This is a genomic window from Pseudomonas sp. SWRI51 (assembly GCF_014268825.1).
GTDB classification, from domain to species: Bacteria; Pseudomonadota; Gammaproteobacteria; order Pseudomonadales; family Pseudomonadaceae; genus Aquipseudomonas; species Aquipseudomonas farsensis.
In genome coordinates this window covers 12,817-28,866 of record NZ_JABWRG010000010.1, presented here as the reverse complement: position 1 = coordinate 28,866, position 16,050 = coordinate 12,817, and the positions used below count along the sequence as shown (strand labels likewise).

Annotated in this window: 17 protein-coding genes and 1 tRNA gene; 10 read left to right on the top strand and 8 right to left on the bottom strand. The window is 62.3% G+C overall.

The features are described 5' to 3' along the window. The first annotated feature begins 24 nt into the window (after positions 1–24). The gene (locus HU720_RS05855) at positions 25–1,170 is read left to right on the top strand and encodes an MFS transporter (protein WP_186518067.1); all 1,146 of its coding nucleotides are present in this window, start codon (positions 25–27) and stop codon (positions 1,168–1,170) included. Next, positions 1,170–1,706, top strand: coding sequence for an oxidase (locus HU720_RS05850; protein WP_186518065.1), 537 nt, complete (start codon positions 1,170–1,172; stop codon positions 1,704–1,706). Before HU720_RS05855 ends, HU720_RS05850 begins: the two co-directional genes overlap by 1 nt. Before the next feature lie 50 nt (positions 1,707–1,756). On the opposite strand, the gene HU720_RS05845 is transcribed toward HU720_RS05850, so the two are convergent. After that, positions 1,757–2,029 carry a DUF3509 domain-containing protein gene (locus HU720_RS05845; protein ID WP_186518160.1) on the bottom strand — a complete coding sequence of 91 codons (273 nt, stop codon included), beginning with the start codon at positions 2,027–2,029 and terminating at the stop codon, positions 1,757–1,759. A 269-nt stretch (positions 2,030–2,298) separates the two neighbouring features. Between HU720_RS05845 and HU720_RS05840 the strand changes: the two genes are divergently transcribed. After that, complete coding sequence (locus HU720_RS05840; protein WP_186518063.1) at positions 2,299–2,820, top strand: ankyrin repeat domain-containing protein; 522 nt, start codon at positions 2,299–2,301, stop codon at positions 2,818–2,820. Between the two features lie 60 nt (positions 2,821–2,880). After that, a complete protein-coding gene (locus HU720_RS05835; protein WP_186518061.1) occupies positions 2,881–3,411 on the top strand; it encodes a hypothetical protein in 531 nt (176 codons plus the stop codon). Positions 3,412–3,628: 217 nt separating this feature from the next. Here HU720_RS05835 and HU720_RS05830 read toward each other — a convergent pair whose 3' ends face one another. Beyond that, on the bottom strand, positions 3,629–4,567 hold the full coding sequence (locus HU720_RS05830) for a ZIP family metal transporter (protein WP_186518059.1): 939 nt from the start codon (positions 4,565–4,567) through the stop codon (positions 3,629–3,631). 126 nt (positions 4,568–4,693) lie between these two features. Between HU720_RS05830 and HU720_RS05825 the strand changes: the two genes are divergently transcribed. From HU720_RS05825 to HU720_RS05810, 4 genes are all read left to right on the top strand, one after another. Further along, entirely contained in the window at positions 4,694–4,885 is a 192-nt protein-coding gene (locus tag HU720_RS05825) for a PLDc N-terminal domain-containing protein (protein ID WP_186518057.1), read from the top strand. A 163-nt stretch (positions 4,886–5,048) separates the two neighbouring features. Further along, entirely contained in the window at positions 5,049–7,106 is a 2,058-nt protein-coding gene (locus HU720_RS05820; protein ID WP_186518055.1) for an LTA synthase family protein, read from the top strand. Positions 7,107–7,245: 139 nt separating this feature from the next. Continuing rightward, positions 7,246–7,482: a hypothetical protein gene (locus tag HU720_RS05815; RefSeq protein WP_186518053.1), complete on the top strand. Its 237-nt coding sequence runs from the start codon at positions 7,246–7,248 to the stop codon at positions 7,480–7,482. Positions 7,483–7,660: 178 nt separating this feature from the next. Then, the gene (locus tag HU720_RS05810) at positions 7,661–7,993 is read left to right on the top strand and encodes a ribonuclease E inhibitor RraB (protein ID WP_186518050.1); all 333 of its coding nucleotides are present in this window, start codon (positions 7,661–7,663) and stop codon (positions 7,991–7,993) included. 87 nt (positions 7,994–8,080) lie between these two features. On the opposite strand, the gene HU720_RS05805 is transcribed toward HU720_RS05810, so the two are convergent. Continuing rightward, on the bottom strand, positions 8,081–8,884 hold the full coding sequence (locus HU720_RS05805) for a cytochrome c (RefSeq protein WP_186518047.1): 804 nt from the start codon (positions 8,882–8,884) through the stop codon (positions 8,081–8,083). Positions 8,885–9,412: 528 nt separating this feature from the next. Here HU720_RS05805 and HU720_RS05800 point away from each other — a divergent pair. Then, positions 9,413–10,147: an amidotransferase gene (locus tag HU720_RS05800; RefSeq protein ID WP_186518045.1), complete on the top strand. Its 735-nt coding sequence runs from the start codon at positions 9,413–9,415 to the stop codon at positions 10,145–10,147. 6 nt (positions 10,148–10,153) lie between these two features. On the opposite strand, the gene HU720_RS05795 is transcribed toward HU720_RS05800, so the two are convergent. The 3 genes from HU720_RS05795 to HU720_RS05785 all read right to left on the bottom strand — a co-directional run bounded on the left by HU720_RS05795 (position 10,154) and on the right by HU720_RS05785 (position 12,813). Next, complete coding sequence (locus HU720_RS05795) at positions 10,154–11,125, bottom strand: magnesium and cobalt transport protein CorA (protein WP_186518043.1); 972 nt, start codon at positions 11,123–11,125, stop codon at positions 10,154–10,156. Positions 11,126–11,203: 78 nt separating this feature from the next. Continuing rightward, positions 11,204–11,926: a 1-acylglycerol-3-phosphate O-acyltransferase gene (locus HU720_RS05790; protein ID WP_186518041.1), complete on the bottom strand. Its 723-nt coding sequence runs from the start codon at positions 11,924–11,926 to the stop codon at positions 11,204–11,206. A gap of 200 nt (positions 11,927–12,126) precedes the next feature. Further along, positions 12,127–12,813, bottom strand: coding sequence for a crotonase/enoyl-CoA hydratase family protein (locus HU720_RS05785; protein WP_186518040.1), 687 nt, complete (start codon positions 12,811–12,813; stop codon positions 12,127–12,129). Between the two features lie 289 nt (positions 12,814–13,102). Here HU720_RS05785 and HU720_RS05780 point away from each other — a divergent pair. Continuing rightward, positions 13,103–13,192 (top strand) — tRNA-Ser (locus HU720_RS05780). Positions 13,193–13,297: 105 nt separating this feature from the next. Here HU720_RS05780 and HU720_RS05775 read toward each other — a convergent pair. Continuing rightward, positions 13,298–15,433, bottom strand: coding sequence for a TonB-dependent siderophore receptor (locus tag HU720_RS05775; protein WP_186518039.1), 2,136 nt, complete (start codon positions 15,431–15,433; stop codon positions 13,298–13,300). Between the two features lie 161 nt (positions 15,434–15,594). Then, positions 15,595–15,972, bottom strand: a complete 378-nt coding sequence (locus tag HU720_RS05770; RefSeq protein WP_186518038.1) for a hypothetical protein — start codon at positions 15,970–15,972, stop codon at positions 15,595–15,597. Positions 15,973–16,050: the final 78 nt, after the last annotated feature.

The window sequence follows — 16,050 nt, the reverse complement described above, 5'->3', positions numbered from 1 at the left end:
CATACGACCCAGCGGACCCCCTCCATGCCCTACTGGCGCCTGTCCAGCTTCTACCTGTTCTACTTCGCCTTGCTTGGTTCGACCGCGCCGTTTCTGGCGTTGTACTTCGACCATTTGGGCTTTCCCCCGGCGCGTATTGGCGAGCTGGTGGCGATCCCGATGCTGATGCGCTGCGTGGCGCCTAACCTGTGGGGCTGGCTGGGCGACCGCAGCGGCCGGCGGCTGCTGATCGTGAGGCTGGGGGCGCTGTCGACCCTGGCGACCTTTTCGCTGATCTTCTTTGGTAAAAGCTACGCGTGGCTGGCGTTGGTCATGGCCTTGCACGCGTTCTTCTGGCACGCCGTGCTGCCGCAGTTCGAGGTGATAACCCTGGCCCATCTGCACGGCCAGACCTCGCGCTACAGCCAGGTGCGGCTGTGGGGCTCGATTGGTTTCATCCTTGCCGTGGTCGGCCTTGGGCGTCTGTTCGAATGGCTGAGCCTGGACATTTACCCGGTGGCGCTGGTGGTGATCATGGCCGGCATCGTCGCCGCAAGCCTGTGGGTGCCCAATGCCCAGCCGGTGGAGCACGCCGAGCAGCGCGGGGCAGGGGGCTTTCTCAAGCAGGTTGCAGCGCCGGGGGTAACGGCGTTTTACCTGTGCGTGGCGTTGATGCAACTGAGCCATGGCCCGTATTACACCTTCCTCACCCTGCACCTGGAGCACTTGGGCTACAGCCGTGGCGCCATTGGCTTGCTGTGGGCGCTGGGCGTGGTGGCCGAGGTGCTGGTGTTCATGGCCATGAGCCGCATCTTTGCGCGTTTTCCGGTGCGCCTGGTGCTGCTGGCAAGTTTCCTGGTTGCGGCGCTGCGCTGGTTGCTGCTGGGTAGCCTTGCTGACATCCCCGGTGTGCTGGTGCTGGCGCAGGTGCTGCATGCCGCCACGTTCGGTTGCTTCCATGCGGCCAGTATCGCCTTCGTGCAATCAAGCTTCGGCCCCCGTCAGCAAGGCCAGGGGCAGGCGCTGTATGCGGCGTTGTCCGGCACGGGCGGGGCGCTGGGCGCTTTGTATTCAGGCTACAGCTGGAAACTGCTGGGCCCACAGTTCACCTTTGGTATGGCCAGCGTCGCTGCACTGGCGGCAGCCGTTATCATTGCCCTCCGTTTGAAACACAGCAGGAACAACCCCTGATGAGCATTCTCAGCGTATTCCACACCGCCAGCCCCGAGCTTGCGCACAAGGTGCTGACCCACCACGAAGACATCGTTGCGACGCTGGCCGAGCAGGGCGTGCATTTTGCCCGCTGGGCATCCGGCGCCCGCCTGCGCCCTGGCTGTGCGGAGCAGGAAGTGCTCGACGCCTGCCGCGTGCCACTGGACGGCTTGATGACCGAGCGTGGCAGTAGCGGCTTCAGCCTGCTGAGCCATGACGGTGTCGCCCCCGCACTGGCCGCGCTCGGTGAGGAACACAGCCTCGATACCGAAGAAGTGCTGGCGATGGTCAGCGGCCGGGCGCAGGTAAGCCTGCATATTGGCGATTACGTTTATGCGGTGCTTTGCGAGAAGGACGATGTATTGCAGATACCGGCAGGCACGCCACGTTGGCTGAGCTTTGGCGACACGCCGTTTTGCCTGGCGCTACGGCTGTATGCAGACGCTCAAAAGGCTCAGGCGAAGCTGCGCGGCGAAGGCATTGCGGGGCGTTTTGCGGGGATGGACGAACTCTGAGAGCGTCGCGGGGTCAGTGTATTCGCTGGCCCCGCGAGCAAGTGCAGCAATCAACGGTAGGTCGGCAGGGCGAAGCGCTGCTGGCTCTGTAACATCGAGATCACTGGCAATTCACTGGCTTGTTCTGCGATGTCACGGCGGATGGCGCTGATCGCCCAGGACAGCTGCTCGGCACTGTGCAATTGGCTGTAGGTCAGCACTCGGCGAGTCACTTTGCCGTCGGCTGCGCGCAGGGTAAGCAGGACACCGCCGTCTGGGCGGGGCTGGGTAGCAACCTGATAGGCACTGAAGACCGAGGCGAATTTTTCCTGGATAAGGTCCATATCAACTCCTGACTGAATATGTTGGCAAACGTGAGTTGATAGTTGCAGCGACCGTGCCAGTCTTCTGTTTCTATAAAAATCCTTTAAAAACAATTGCTTGTGATATTCGCTGGGCGTCCGGCTGTTGCATTCTGCAAGGTCGTGCATTTTGCACAGTGCAATTTGCACGGTCATAGCCTGGCTCTCTGTGGCCCATAGAATCTGAACCTTTGACCCGCTGGCGGTGCCTGACCAACACTTGGGCCCATTCATTTGCCAGGAGGTTCCCGATGACCGACACCCAGCCAGCCACCATGACCGCCGAAGAAAGCGCAGCCTTTGCCGACGAAGTCTTTGACCGTGCCCGCCGCGGCGATGCGCCAATGCTCGAACGCCTGCTGGCCAGCGGCCTGCCTGCCGACCTGCGCAACCACAAGGGCGACACCCTGCTGATGCTGGCCAGCTACCACGGCCACGCTGATGCTGTGAAAGTGCTGCTGGCCCATGGCGCCGACCCTCTGATTGCCAACGACAATGGCCAACTGCCGATTGCTGGCGCTGCGTTCAAAGGCGACCTGCCGATGATTCGCCTGCTGCTCGAGCACGGCGTACCGGTGGACGCCTCGGCAGCCGACGGGCGCACGGCGTTGATGCTGGCGGCAATGTTCAACCGCCTGGAGATCATCGATTACCTGTTGGCCCAAGGCGCCGACCCAGCGCACCGCGACGCAGCCGGCGCCAATGCCGTGGCCGCAGCCCGCACCATGGGCGCGGTGGATGCCGCAGCACGCCTGGAAGCACTCGCGCGCTAACCGTCCGGGGGCGTTTGCGGCTATCCTTTGCGCCTTTTACGCCAATGCGCAGGGCCCCTAATGAAAGACCAATTGCTCGAACTCATCCGCCTCATTGGCGCCGGTTGCATACTTGATGAGGACATCGAGCGCATCGCTGACGAGGCCGCCCAGGCCTACGCTGACCCCGCCGCCTTCCTGGCGGCGAACCCTGACATCAACTACGACGACAGCTTCCCGATTCCGCTGGGCGAATGGGTGGTGGTCGGCAGCCTGCCCGACACTGTGCTGTTCCAGGCGGACAGCTATCAGGATCTGTTCCAGCAGATCAGCGATTCGTTCGACAAGAGCGTGCCGTTCACCCTCAAGGCCAAGCAGCTGGCACGCACCGAGGCGCTGACGGCGTTGAACCGTATCCAGGTGCAGATGGGCGCGCTGAACAAAGAGGCTGGCGGCTATGTGCTGCTCAATTTCAGCCAGTTGCTCGACGATGAGCTACAGATGGTCATGGTCGGCCAGCACGACCTGGCGCGGGTGCTGGAGCTTGGTGCGGCCGTTGGCATCAAGGTCGAACCGGCGCTGGAAGCATTGAAGGTGGCGGTGCACGTTTAAGGCAGTCAGCCTGTTCTGGCCAAGCATATCTCCTTGTGGCGAGCGGGCTTGTCCCGCGTTGGGCTGCGCAGCAGCCCCTTGGGTTTTCAGGGCTGCTGCGCAGCCCAACGCGGGGCAAGCCCGCTCGCCACAACGCTCATCATTTCCCACAGCATTGGGTCCAACCAGCAATGTTGCGGTTGAGCAGTGCATTGCACCTGTTACGCCCTGCGCTTTGTCACCCCAACGCTGTATCCAGAAACATCATCACCGCAAAACCACCCATCAACCCCAGCGTGGCCGATGTCTGGTGCCCGTTGCGGTGGGTTTCCGGGATTACCTCGTGGGACACCACGAAAATCATCGCCCCCGCCGCCAGCCCCATGCTGATCGGGTAGGCCAGCGCAAAACCGGTGGAAATCCCCAGCCCGATCACCGCCCCCAGCGGCTCCATGAGCCCTGACCCCACCGCCACCAGCGCCGCCTTGAAGTTGCTCAGCCCGGTCGCGCGCAATGCCAGCGCCACCGCCAGGCCTTCGGGGATGTCCTGGATCGCGATGGCACTGGTCAGCGGCAGGCCGATGTTCATGTCGCCGTTGGCAAAGCTCACCCCAATGGCCATGCCTTCCGGCAAGTTGTGCAGGGTAATTGCCAGTACGAACAGCCACACCCGGTTGATGCGCTCGGCATCCGGGCCGCAGGGGCCGGTGCTTTCATGCTCGTGCGGGGTGAAGCGGTCCAGGCCCAGCATCAGCACCACGCCCAGAGCCATGCCCAGCACCACGGTAAACGCTGCCGCCGGGCCGTTGCCGGTTATTTCGCGGGCGGCATCCAGGCCTGGCAGAATCAGCGAAAACGAGCTGGCCGCGAGCATCATGCCGGCGGCGAAACCCAGCATCACATCCTGGCTACGCGAGCTGACATCACGCAGTACCACCGCCAGCACCGCGCCCAAGGCGGTGGCGGCAAAGCCTGCGAGGCCGCCAATCGCCGCCAGGTGCAGGTTGTCGGCGTGCTCGCCATTGACAGCGTTCCACACGCTGGCGGCCAGCAGGGCGATAATGGCAAGCAGGCTCAGGCCAAGCCCGGCGCTGAGCCATGGCGTATGCAGCACTTGGCGCCGCCAGGCACCGAACAGCGAGGCGGGGGCGGCAGTGGGAGAGTGGGCAGGGGGCATGCGGACCTCGAAGCAATGAATGACGGCAGTCTATCCAGTGACCCGCGTGGCTGGCCAAGGATTCCCTTCTATCGCGGTCATAGCCAGCTATGCTGTGCGCATCACTCACCACGCAGGAGCACCGACATGGGCTCGACCTTCAATGGCCTGGTTGGCCTGATCATCCTTGCCCTGGATATCTGGGCGATCCTCAATGTGGTCAAGAGCGGTGCCGAGGTTGGCGTCAAGGTACTGTGGATTCTGCTGATCGTGCTGCTGCCGGTGCTCGGGTTGATCATCTGGGCGATTGCCGGGCCACGGGGCAATATCAACCTCTGAGCACCATTGCCTGGCTACGTGACAAAATTTTCACACTCGATTTTCGAGAATCCGCGCCGCACAATGCTGCGTTGGTCCAAGCCCATCACAGCGGGCAGGGCCGTCCATGCACACGGCGCCCCGCCTTTAATCGCAACCCCGTCATCCTAGGACCCCTCCATTCATGGCTAACACGGATGCCCTGAAGCAACAGGGCGTGCGAGGCTCGTTCTCGCCAACCCTGAAATCCCACCTTGCCTACACGCTGCTCAGTGGCCTGGTGATCATGCTGATGCTCAGCCTGGTGCGCCTGGCGCTACTGGTCTACAACAGCGACATGATCGGCACCACGCCGTACTCGACGGTCGCCGAAGGCATGTTCAACGGCCTGCGCTTTGACCTGCGCGTAGTGGTGTACATCAGCATTCCGCTGCTGCTGGCCCTGCTCAGCCCCTGGGCGATGGCGCGGCGCGGCGTATTGCGCTGCTGGCTGACCCTCGCTTCCAGCGTGGTGATGTTCCTTGGCCTGATGGAGATGGACTTCTATCGCGAGTTCCACCAGCGCCTCAACGGCTTGGTGTTCCAGTACATCAACGAAGACCCGAAAACCGTCATGAGCATGCTCTGGTACGGTTTCCCGGTGGTGCGTTACCTGCTGGCCTGGCTGTTCGGCACCTGGTTGCTGAGCCTGCTGTTCAAGGGTATCGACCGTCTGACCCGTACTGAAGGCGTGCACCGCGTGGCACCGTGGTACAACCGCCTGGCGGTGTTCATGGTGATTCTGTTGCTGGCGGTGATTGCCGCCCGTGGCACCCTGCGCCAAGGCCCGCCGATGCGCTGGGGCGACGCTTTCACCACGGACTCGAACTTCGTCAACCAGTTGGGCCTCAATGGCACCCTGACCCTGATCGACGCTGCCAAGAGCCGCTATGGCGAAGACCGCGCCAACCTGTGGAAGCCGGTGCTTGACCAAGGCGTTGCCACCGAGACCGTGCGCCAGCAACTGCTGACCCCACACGACACCTTGGTCGATGCCGACGAAGCGGCGGTGCGTCGCGACTTCCTGCCGCCTGCCGAGCGCACGCTGCCGATCAAGAACGTCGTGGTAATCCTGATGGAAAGCTTCGCCGGCCATTCGGTCGGAGCATTGGGTAGCCCGAACAACATCACGCCGTATTTCGACAAGCTGGCCAAGGAGGGTCTGCTGTTCGACCGCTTCTTCTCCAATGGCACCCATACCCATCAGGGCATGTTCGCGACCATGGGCTGCTTCCCCAACCTGCCAGGCTTCGAATACCTGATGCAGACCCCGGAAGGTGGCCATAAACTGTCGGGCTTGCCAGCGCTGCTCAGTGCTCGCAAGTATGACGATGTGTATGTCTACAACGGTGATTTTGCCTGGGATAACCAGTCCGGGTTCTTCGGCAACCAGGGCATGACCACGTTTATCGGCCGCAACGACTTCGTCAACCCGGTGTTCTCCGACCCGACCTGGGGTGTTTCCGACCAGGACATGTTCGACCGCGGTAACGAAGAACTGGCCAAGCACGACCCAAGCAAGCCTATCTATGCCTTGCTGCAGACCCTTTCCAACCACACCCCGTATGCACTGCCGAGCAATTTGCCGGTGGAGAAGGTGACGGGCCAGGGCCGTCTGGACGAGCACCTGACTGCAATGCGTTATTCGGACTGGGCGTTGGGCCAGTTCTTCGAGAAGGCGCGCAAGGAGCCGTACTTCAAGGACACCTTGTTCGTGATCGTCGGCGACCATGGTTTTGGCAACCATCAGCAGGTCACCGAACTGGACCTGGGCCGCTTCAACGTGCCGCTGTTGCTGATAGCGCCTGGCATCCAGGACAAGTTTGGTGCTGTCAGCCACACCGTCGGCACCCAGGTCGACATCGTGCCGACCATCATGGGCCGTCTTGGCGGGCAAACCCGTCATCAGTGCTGGGGGCGTGATTTGCTCAACCTGCCTGAGGGTGACCCTGGCGTTGGCATGATCAAGCCCTCGGGCAGTGAGCAGATTGTTGGCCTGGTGCAGGGTGACCGGCTGCTGATCGAGTCCAAGGACATGACCCCGCGTCTGTATCGCTACCAACTGGGCCGCGAGTTCAAGGCACAATTGATCGAAAGCCCGGACCAGGCGCAGATGCTCAAGCAGCTTGAGGCGTACATCCAGACGGCGACCAAGAGCCTGCTGGACAACACCGCAGGCGTCGTGCACGGCATACCGAAGTAAGCCGTAGCACTGTTGCCCAGCCCGCCGCTTGCCGGCGGGCTTTTTTGTGCCTGCGAAGTAACTGCGCTGAACAACATGCCTGTCGGGCGGTCAGCTATTACGGATGTCACTCACCGTTTTGCCACCGAGGGTAGATTCGATGAAGAAGTGGGAAGTCATCTTTGCCAAACAGACGGGCGAACCCGAGTCACTGCTGCTCGATGCCGAGCATTGCCCCAGCGAGGAAGACGCGGCGCGGGCCATACGCTCGCGGTTGTTCCCGATCATGGATCAGTTGGACCTCAACGATTTTCAGGGCCGTAGCCCTTCCCCCACGGCGCGCTGGCTCAAGGAGCAGAACGGCGTGACCATCAACGATATCCACGAGGTGCCTTGAGCCTCTGGTAAAGTGCCGGCGCAAGCACTACGCTGGAGCCAGGCACGGTTCTACTCTGCGGGCCTGCATCATCTTCACTTCGCGTCTTGCATCAAGCTCGAACCGCCGGCAGCGCTAATTCGCCGGCGGGTGCGTCATGCACGGAAAGTCTATCCATTGCAATTCAGGAGGACGATTCATGAGCAGCCAGAACGACGACATCAGCAGCAGTGTTCTTCGCCAGATGAAAGCTGGCGGTTTTGATTTCACCCGCATTCACCCCATCGAGTTTTACGCAGTGTTCCCCGATGAAGCCGGCGCTCGTCACGCGGCGCGGGAGTTTCGTGGCGAGTCGACCAATGCTCAGGTGAGCGAGCGCGACGATGGCGCCTGGCACCTTGAGTTAAGCAAAGTGATGTATGCCAGTTACGGCGGTATCGGCGCGTTCGAGGAAGATTTCGAGCGGGTGATCTCACCCCATGGTGGCGAGGTAGAAGGGTGGGGCGTGCGCCAGGAGCGAGCGGTAGCCTGAGGTTGTGCCGGCGCCCGTCAGGGCCTTCTCCCTGGCTGGCGCCCTCATGCGCAAAAGCCCTTTACCAGTGAACAGCACCCGGTGGCCTCACGGCGTCTTGCGCGGGGCCATGTGCCGCAGATACGCCAGCAACGCATCCAGTTCCTTGTCATTCAACACCTGCACCGGGAAGCCCGGCATCCGTGCCTGTGGCCAGCGGCGCAGGCTCTGTGGGTCGCGGATGTACTGGCGCAGGAACGCCGGTTGGAAATACTCGGTCGGGTTGTGCGGCACATTCAGGTCCGGGCCGAACTGGGCATCCCCGGCGCCGTTCAGGCGGTGGCAGGCCAGGCAGTTCTGCTGGAACAGGGCAAAGCCTTCTCGGACCGGGTCGTCTTTTTTCAGCGCAGGGTCTGGCAGCAGCGCCGGAAAACGTTCTTCGACCGGCGCCAGGCGGCTCACCGTGCTTACTTGATAGGGCCACTGTTCCGGGCGTATGCCGCCTGCTTGCGGGTTGGTCCAGACCAGATAGAACGGCCCGGCGCTGGGTTTGCCTGGGGCAAGCCCAGCCCACGGCTGCTTGGGGTCCTCGACAGCCAGCCAAGCCTGAGCGGGGCCTGGCTGCAGCAGTGGGCCTGCCGGCATCTCAGCGGCAAAGCCGTCAAAGGATACGGCCTGCAGGTGGTCAGTCGGCCCGACACCTTCGAGCAGTACCGCCAATGGGACGGCGCGGTAATGCATGCTGCGCTTGTAGGCAACGTCCTGGTCGATGGTGATATCGCGGGCGTCAGGGTGGCTGAGCAGTTGCTCGCTTTGCCAGGTGCGCGAGTGCTCGCCGATTTTCAGGGTTAACGTGGCGCCCGTCGCAGACAGCGTCGAGAACAGGCACAGCAGTGCGATGAGAATGCGCATAGATAGCCTCCTGCCATCAAGACCGGCAGGGTACCTGCACAGTCTACGTAAACGCCACTTCCTGCATCAACCAAACAGCCGAGACAAGTTCGGCAAGATCAGCAGCAACGTGGTGGCGAAAAGGATGAGCCCCGCTTGGCGTACCTTGGATTGTCTGAACATGGCGGACCGCCTTCATTGTTGTTATTCCTGAAAACCCCTGAGCTTCCCTGCATGGCGTCGGGTCGATCGCAGCGGCGTTGTGCAGTGCCGTCCCTGCATACCTGATAACAACGGGTATACAACCAACAGTAGGGCGCCCGGCAACGATGTTTCAGAACTGTTTGTTCTAAGCCACTAAAAAATGCCATCAGGGCGTTTTAAGGCCACTGGCCATCGCGCTGGCACGCTCTGCCTAGACGAGTGCGCGGCAGTGGTTACCGAGGGTTACAGCCCTTACCGTTCGTCTGGACTTGCTACTTGCTTGTACGTGGCTTTCGCGTCACGCTCTATAGCGAACCTTTACCTACGTCGTTCAGGACTATTCCCATGTCGTTACGCGTCTGCATCCTTGAAACCGATGTCCTGCGACCTGAGCTGGTCGCTCGCTATGAGGGCTACGGAAGGATGTTCGAACAGCTGTTTTCGCGTCAGCCGATCGCCGCCGAGTTTTGCGTGTACAACGTGATGAACGGCGACTACCCACCTGAAAACGAGCGCTTCGATGCCTACCTGGTGACGGGCAGCAAGGCCGATTCATTCGGTAGCGACCCGTGGATCCACACCCTCAAGGCCTATCTGCTGAAACTGTACGGCCGTGGCGAGAAGCTGCTTGGCGTGTGTTTCGGCCACCAATTGCTGGCCCTGACCTTGGGCGGCAAAGCCGAGCGCGCTGACAAGGGCTGGGGCGTCGGCATTCACCGCTACAGGCTCGCCGCCCATGCGCCGTGGATGGACCCGGAGGTTTGCGAACTGACCCTGTTGATCAGCCATCAGGACCAGGTGACCGCGCTACCTGAAGGCGCAACGGTTATCGCATCCAGCGATTTCTGCCCGAACGCGGCCTATCACATCGGCGACCAGGTGCTGTGCTTCCAGGGCCACCCTGAGTTTGTGCACGATTACTCCCGCGCGCTGCTCGATGCCCGCCAGCAGCATTTGGGCGATGAAGTGTACGAAAAAGCCGTCGCCAGCCTTGCCACCGACCATCAGGGCGATCTGGTAGGCGAATGGATGCTGCGTTTCATTGCCCAGCCGGGCAAAACCGACAGCAGCGCCGCGTAAGGCGCGCTACAGCCACCCGGAGCGCTTGAAGCTCGCGTACAGGCCGATGCAGCCCAGCCCGATCACCCCAAGCACCGCGAAGTAGCCGTAGTGCCAGCCCAGCTCCGGCATGTTCTGGAAGTTCATGCCGTAGATCCCGGCAATTGCCGTCGGGAATGCCAGAATCGCCGCCCAGGCGGCGAACTTGCGCTGGGTAATGCTCTGGCGTGACGACTCCAGCAGCATGCCGATCTCGATGGTCTGGCTGGCGATGTCGCGGATGCCGGCAAGGTCTTCCATCTGCCGTGTGACGTGGATCTGCACATCGCGAAAATACGGGCGCATGTTCTTGTCGATGAACGGGAAGCTCAGGCGCTGCAGCTCTTCGCTGATCTCAACCATCGGTGCTACGTAGCGGCGCAGGCGCAGGATGTCGCGGCGCAGGCTGTGCAGGCGGCGGATGTCTTGTTCACGCAGCGAATTGCCCAGCACGCTCTGCTCCAGGGCCTCGATTTCGCCATGGATCGCCTCGCTGACGGGCTGATAGTTCTCGGTGACGAAATCCAGCAGGGCGTACAGCACGAAGTCCTCGCCGTGCTCCAGCAGCAAGGGCCGGGCTTCGCAGCGCTGGCGCACCAAGGCGTAGGATTTGGAGTGGCCATTGCGGCAGGTGATGATATAGCCGCTGCCGGCAAAGATGTGGGTTTCGATGAACTCAAGCCGGCCCTGGTGGCGCACCGGCGAGTAGGTGACGATGAACAGCGCGTCGCCGAAGGTTTCAAGCTTTGGGCGGCTGTGTTTTTCCAGGGCATCTTCGATGGCCAACTCGTGCAGGCCAAATTGGCACTGCAGGTTGGCCAGCGCCTCGGCGTCAGGCTCTTCCAGCCCGATCCAGACAAAATGCCCCGGTTTGCGCGCCCATTCGGCGCCTTGATCAATGCTGATGTTGGTGACCTTGCGACCGGCGCTGTACACCGCCGCTGCGACGACTCGACCCATGTTTATGCGCTTATCCGGTTGAACACCCGGACAGCTTGGGCCGTGTCGCGTCGCGGGGCAACCTTGGCCGGTGAAGATTCATTTGCCCGGCGCAGCCTCGGTGTCCATCTGGTCGATACAGCGCTGCATTTGCTCGCGGCACTGCTCCACCAGTGCCGGCAGGTCCTGCGTGGTCAGGCCGGCGGTCGCGATAGGGGCCAGCGCACGAATGGTCACTGTGCGCTGCGCCCAGCTGTTCAGGCCCATGCGCCGCCGGTAGCGGCTGACGCATACCGGAACGATCGGCGCGCCGGCAGCCAGGGCCATATGGAAGGCGCCTTTCTTGAATGCCCGCAGTTGCTCATCCTGGTTGCGCGTGCCCTCGGGGAAAATCCAGATCGAGGTGCCTTGCTGCAAGGTCTTGGTGGTGGCAAGCATTGCCCGGCGTGCCTTGTAGGCGTTGCCGCGGTCGATCAGCACGTTGCCGCCCAGCCAGAACAGCTGGCCGAACAGCGGAATCCAGCCGAGGCTTTTCTTGCCCACCGCCACCGTGCGCCGGGGTATCACCTGGCCGACGATGAACAGGTCGAAGTTGGACTGATGGTTGGCTAGGACCACGCTACCTGGCGGCAGGTCGTCCAGGACACGCATTTCAGCCTTGACCCGGATACCCAGGATCCACGCCGCAGGCACGCTGTAGAGGCGGGCGAACAGCGGGCTGTTGTCCGGGTTGAAAGGGCGGCACACGCCGATGATCAGGCCAATGATGCTGGCGAGCACGACATGCACCGACAGCAGGATAAAGCGCAGCACAGCCAGCATGGTACGACTCTCACCGCTATGAAAGAGGTTTGAGTGTACAAGTGTTCACTTGGGTGGGCAAACGGTGAGCCGTGTAGGAGCGGCCTTGTGTCGCGAACGGGCTGCGTAGCAGCCCCAGGATCTCGGCCCTATTCAAAAATGCTGGGGCCGCTACGCGACCCTTTCGCGACACAAGGCCGCTCCTACACAGCACGCGTGCTTCAGAAGGCTGTCTGATCCATCTCGATGGCCGTCGCCAAGGCCGACAGCAGGCCTTTACGCACTTTAAGCTTGGTGTTCTTGTGCGCCAGCATGTTGATCTTCTTGAGCTCGCGGGCTGCGTGCAAGGCCGCTTCCTGCAATTGCTCCACCGGTACCACCTTGTCCAGGAACCCCGCATCGACCGCCGCATGCGGGTCGAACACTTCAGCGTTGATCACCGAGCGGTGGAAGGCCGAGCGGCGCAGGCGGTCGCGGGCCAGCTCAATGCCGGCGTGGTGCATGGTCATGCCGATCTGCACCTCGTTCAGGCAGATCTTGTAGGGGCCTTCAACGCCGATGCGGTAGTCGGCCGAGAGCAGCAGGAAGGCGCCCTTGGCCACCGCATTGCCTGGGCAGGCAACGATGATCGGGAAAGGGTGCGAGAGCATGCGATGGGCCAAGGTCGAGCCTGCTGTTACCAGCGCGATGGCCTCCTTGGGCCCAGCGGTCATCACTTTGAGGTCATAGCCGCCGGACAGAATGCCCGGCTGGCCGGTGATGATTACCACCGCGCGGTCTTGCACGGCGCGGTCCAGCGCCGCATTGAAGGCGGTGATGACATCGGGCGAGATGGCGTTGACCTTGCCGTTGTTCAGGGTCAGTGTGGCGATGCCGTCTTCGGCATGGTAGGTGATCAGCTCGCTCATGGCAGTGTCCTTTAAATGGCGTGGCGATGAACTTACCCAGCGCGCGAACCCAGGTAAAGCAGCAAGGCTGACTACTCGGTCAGCGATCGCCCGCCAGCGTGCGTGGCAGCGGGGCGGCGGATGGCGCGTGGGTAAAAGCGCAGGCGAGAATGGCAGCATTGCCCTTGAGCACCTCGCACAGACACGCAAAGGCTTAAGCGCATGAAAATTCTGAAAAAACTTCTTGCCAAAGAAAGGACCTTCGACTAAATTAGCGCGCCTCGACAGGCTGAATAGCTTGAAGAGAAACGGTGAAGTGTCCGAGTGGTCGAAGGAGCACGCCTGGAAAGTGTGTATACGAGAAATCGTATCAAGGGTTCAAATCCCTTCTTCACCGCCACATTCTACGAGAAGCCCCCGAATCGAAAGGTTCGGGGGCTTTTTGTTTCTGGCGTGTTCAGCGCTGGCGAGCCTGCCGGGCTTGCGCCCCGGCAGGCCCCGCCGGTCAGAAACTTACCGAAGCCGACAACCGAGCGGTGCGCGGTGCGCCTTGGAACAGGTAATTGTCGCCCAGGTAATCGCCCGCATCGCGCCAGTAGCGCTTGTCGAAGACGTTGTCCACGGTCAGCCGCAGCACGGTGTCATAGCCGCTGATGCGGGTGCTGTAGCGGCTGCCGAGGTCGAACACGGTGTAGCCGCCAACCTCGACATTGCCGGCCTGGCTTGCGTATTTGCTGGCGCTGTAGCGTGCGCCGCCAAGCAGCGCCAGGCCTGGGACGGGCAGGGCGTAATCGGCTTGCAACGCAGCGCGCAGGCGCGGCACGTTGATTGCCTGATGGCCCTCATAGGCTTCGGTACCGCTGTTTTCGACCCGGGCGCGGATGGCGGCGGCGCTGGCATGGACCTGCAGGTTCGAGGTGACATGGCCGCTGGCGCCGAGCTCAAGACCGGTGTTCTTCTGCTGGCCTTGCTGCACATAGGTGAAGCCGGTGCCCTCGGGGCGGGCGTATTCGTAAGCCTGGCGGATCTGGAACAGCGCAGCGCTGAAACTCATGCCTTGCCAGTCGCGCTTGATGCCCAGTTCCAGTTGGTGCGAGACAGTGGGCGCAAGGATCTCCGACGCATTGTTTGCGTACCACGGCGCGGTGCCGCCGGCAGACAACCCTTTGGCGTAGCTTGCGTACAGCGTGGTGTCTGGCTGTGGTTTGTAGATCAGCGCGGCGTTGGGCAGCAGTTCGTATTGCTGGGTGTGACGGCCGGCTTCACCGCGTTCATTCCAGGTTTTTTCGTCCAGGCGCACCAGGCGTGCGCCCGTCACGGTCTGCCAGTTGTCATTGAAGGTGATGCGGTCGCTGACGAACACGCCGTACTGGCGGCTGTCCAGGCGGCGCTCGCTGGCGCCGATGGGTTTGCTCGAAGGGGCGAACCCAGGGGCGTCCCCGTCAATATTGCCGCTGCCAACCGGCTCGTTGTAGTAAGGCCGCTGGTCCACGGTGCGCCGCTGCGCGCTGCTGCCAAGCGTCAGTTGATGGTCCACGCCCAGTGCCTTGAAGCGGCCTTCAAGCGCCGCTTGCAGTTCGTCGGTACGCCGGGTGTCGTCGGGGCTGCGGAAATCGTAGATGTCGTAGTCGCCGGAGGGGCTGAAGTGCGAGGCGTTGCCGTCATCGCTGCCCCACGCAAACGCGCTGTAATCGTCAATTACCACCTGGCTGCGTGAAGCGCTCAGGGTGCCGTTCCAGTCGTCACTGAACTGGTATTTGAAGCGCCCGCCCAGGTTCAACGCGTCATTCTGCACAGGCTTGGCCCAGCGCTGCCAGGCCAGGTGGTCGGTAGGGTCGACGCCATGGGGCAGGGCGCTGCCGCCGAGCAACTGGTAACCCGGCACCGAATACTGCTCGCGGTGCTGATAGTCGGCGTCCAGTTCAAGCACCGCGTCGGGGCTGAGCTGCCAGTCGAAGGCCAGCGATGCGAAGTCACGCTTGCCGTCGGCGTGGTCGACATAGGAGCGGATATCTTCATGGGCCAGGTTGACCCGCACGCCGAACTGGCGCTCGGCACCGAACCAGCCGCCCAGGTCGGTGGCGATATAGCGCTCGCCCTGGGCATTGGTCGAGACGCTGACGCTGCGCACGTCTTCGGCGCGTTTGGTCACGTAGTTGACCAGCCCGCCGGGCTCGAAAACCCCGCTCTGCAAGCCTGAAAGGCCCTTGAGCAACTCGACCTGCTGCTTGTTCTCCAGCGCCACATTCTGCTCGCCGGCGAGGGTCTGGCCGTTGATCTTGTAGCTGCTGGCGGCATTGAGCTCGAAGCCGCGCACGTTGAAGTTTTCGTAATAGCCGACCGGCGCATAGCTTTCGCCAACCGAGGCATCGCTTTGCAGCACCTCGCGCAGCGTGCGCACCTGGCGATCATCGAGCAACTGGCGGCTGAACACGCTCACCGCTGCCGGGGTATCGAGCAGTGGTGCGCTATGCAGCCCGGCGACCTGGGCTTCGCGCGCCTGGTAGCCGGCGTTGCCATACACCTCGGTAACGCGCAGTGGCGCCAGGGTTACGCTGTCATCGGCAAGGCCATGGCCGCTGTGCAGGGCCAGGCCCAGGCTGAGCAGGCCAAGCGGTAGGCGAGGGCGAAGCGGGGTCATGCAGGGCTCCTTGAGCGGGGTGCGCCTGTAACGGTCGATGGCCACCGGCATTGCGCCAGTCAGGCGGGCAAAAAGGGGCGCCATAGTAGCAGGCGCGCGCAGGGCGATGCCCGCTAAAAACGCGGGCACTCAAGCACAGGACGGATAGGCGGCGGGTAACTTCAGGCGGCGATCGGGCGTTGGCGGCGGCGCCAGCTGTCGTCGATTTTCGACCAGGTCTTGCCATCGGTGATGGCCATGAGTTTGCGGCCGTCCTTGAACGTCGCCAGGAAGGTAACTTCCTGTTCTTTGCCGCCCAGCAGCAGCCCCGCCAGCAAGCCAACTGGCCCGGCCACCAGCGCCCCGGCCATGCCCCAGCCGATGGCGCTGCCCAGGCTGCGGGTGGATTCGAGGTTGGCAAGCTTCAGGTCGCTGATGCGCGCCAGTGAAATACGCTCCCCAGGCGAGGGGCTGCGTGGGGTCTTGAGTGTGAGCGCTCCATTGCGATACTCGCCTTCACCTTGCAAGAAATCGCCGGATTGCACCGTGAGCCTTGTCATTGTGTCGTCCTGTCAGAAAGGGCTATGCGATCAGCGCTTACTGAGCGCTCCGGGCGTTATCAAGTCAACGCCCGTGCG